The sequence below is a fragment of the Herbaspirillum sp. B65 genome, from assembly GCF_000333555.1.
Lineage (GTDB): Bacteria > Pseudomonadota > Gammaproteobacteria > Burkholderiales > Burkholderiaceae_D > Herbaspirillum > Herbaspirillum rubrisubalbicans.
On sequence record NZ_BADI01000305.1, the window covers coordinates 1 to 1,909 of the forward strand.

General features: G+C 55.0%; 3 protein-coding genes and 1 pseudogene. 3 read left to right on the forward strand and 1 reads right to left on the reverse strand.

What is annotated here, in order from left to right; translation table 11 throughout:
* Nucleotides 1–425 (forward strand): annotated as a pseudogene (locus I5W_RS07820) (TrmB family transcriptional regulator); the annotation flags it as partial.
* A 13-nt stretch (nucleotides 426–438) separates the two neighbouring features.
* Here I5W_RS07820 and I5W_RS07825 read toward each other — a convergent pair.
* A complete protein-coding gene (locus tag I5W_RS07825) occupies nucleotides 439–1,011 on the reverse strand; it encodes a hypothetical protein (RefSeq protein ID WP_252716939.1) in 573 nt (190 codons plus the stop codon).
* Between the two features lie 136 nt (nucleotides 1,012–1,147).
* Here I5W_RS07825 and I5W_RS07830 point away from each other — a divergent pair, with 136 nt between their 5' ends.
* Entirely contained in the window at nucleotides 1,148–1,708 is a 561-nt protein-coding gene (locus I5W_RS07830) for an RNA polymerase sigma factor (RefSeq protein WP_017453390.1), read from the forward strand.
* Nucleotides 1,709–1,716: 8 nt separating this feature from the next.
* On the forward strand, nucleotides 1,717–1,909 hold a 193-nt coding region (locus I5W_RS07835), incomplete at its 3' end, for a zf-HC2 domain-containing protein (RefSeq protein WP_044528810.1).

Consider the following 1,909-nt stretch of genomic DNA (forward strand, 5'->3'; position numbering starts at 1 on the left):
AAAAGCCTGTTCGCCGTATTTGGGATGAAGAGCTTGACGAGTTGGGTTCACTGCTGAAGGCGCCCAGTGCCAGAGGGGTGGACACCCATGTGGCCATCTATGGCAAGGGGACGTTGACCGGCCCGCAGACCTACGACATGGCCGAATGCGGCGCCAGCGCGAGGCTGCGCCTGGCCGGGCGGCGCCTGGCGGTGGTGGTGGCAGATGATGAGTCTGCCGTGGTGGCCGAGTTCGGCGATAGCAGCCCCGACCAGGCCACCTTGACCACCAATCCAGTCATTGCGCTACTGGCCGTCGAGTACATCAAGGCCGATGTCAGTGGTCGTCTGATGATCGATGCGATGTCTGCTGCCAGCTACAAGAAGTTGCTGGCAACGCCGGCCATGCACGCCATGCTTGAGCCGGTTGCGCCGGCCAAGCTTTAACTATTGGACGTCCTCACGACAATACCGCGCGCCGCTCTGGTAGCTGACGTAGTTTCAACAGCCTGGGACGGATGATGGTGACGACGATAATCCAGGCGCAGGCAATGGCCAGCAGATACAGTCCAATGAATCCGCTCAAGCCAAGGTGCGGGGTAAGCGCCTTGGCAATGCCCAGGAACGCGGCATAACCCCAGCTCACCGCACTGACCACACCGATGGAGAGCGTGAACATGTCCAGCATCGCGACACGCTGGTCGGTATGGGCCAGGCGTGGGAGGACATATAAATGGACCGCGATGCCGTTGATGCTGAGAATCGTGACCACCCCCAGCTTGGCCAGCAGCTTGCCGTTATGGGCGATGATGTTGGGGTCGAATCCGGTATCGACGCCGATCACCGTCAGTCCGGTCACCCACAATCCCAGCAGGGCGATCAGTACAATGGTGGCCAATTTATGAATCATCTGGGCGAGGAAGACATATCCTCGTTCCTTGAATACGAGAAAATCCAGCATCACGATGGACACTGCGGCGGCGAGCATGGAGATGATGTGGAGATAGATCATCGCAATGCGGGTGACATCCAAGAAGAGTTTCATGTTTCCTCAAAAAAAGAGTGTTCCGCTGCGTAAATACGGGGATGGCCTGAAATGGTTCGAAAAAATAAAATGAACCTTTTTTTGAGAAGTCGGCATCAACGGCACATCCAGCAAAAAAATAGAAATGCGCGGCCCTTTAGCTAATTCCATCGAACAAGAAGAAATCCACCTGCTCGAACGCATCTCGCATGGCGACAGGAAGGCTTTCGAGCATCTCTATAGAAGCTATTTCCCGCGATTGGCGCAGTTTCTGCGGCGCCTGGTCCGAGATGGCCAGTTGAGTGAGGAGATCATCAATGACACGATGTTTGTCGTATGGGGGAAAGCCAATACCTACAATCGGCAATCCAAAGTCTCGACCTGGATCTTTTCCATCGCCTACAGACAGGGCTTGAAGGCCTTGTCCATGGTGGACACGCCGGTGGAAATGGATATGGATGTCATGGCTTCGGAAGAGGTCGTCGAGCCGGAGCATCAGTTGGGCGAGACACAATTGCGACGCCATATCGGCGTCGCATTGGATCGCTTGTCTTTTGAACACAGGACCGTCATGGCATTGACCTATTTTCATGGAATGAGCTACGACGAAATCGCCGAGACCATGGGCTGTTCGATCAATACGGTAAAAACCAGGATGTTCTATGCGCGTCAGAAGCTCAAGGTCTTCCTGGCGGCATACGCATAGGAGGCGTAATGACAGAATATGAAATTTATTCCCACGATGAGATCGAAAGGCTGCTGCCGTGGTTCGTCAATGGGACGCTGGATGAAGATCAGCAACAGGCTATCAGGATCCATCTGAAATCCTGCGCGAAGTGCAATGCGGCCTACGAATGGGCGTGCCGGGAAAGAGCAGTGATCCACATGGAGCAGGACCCGATACCCG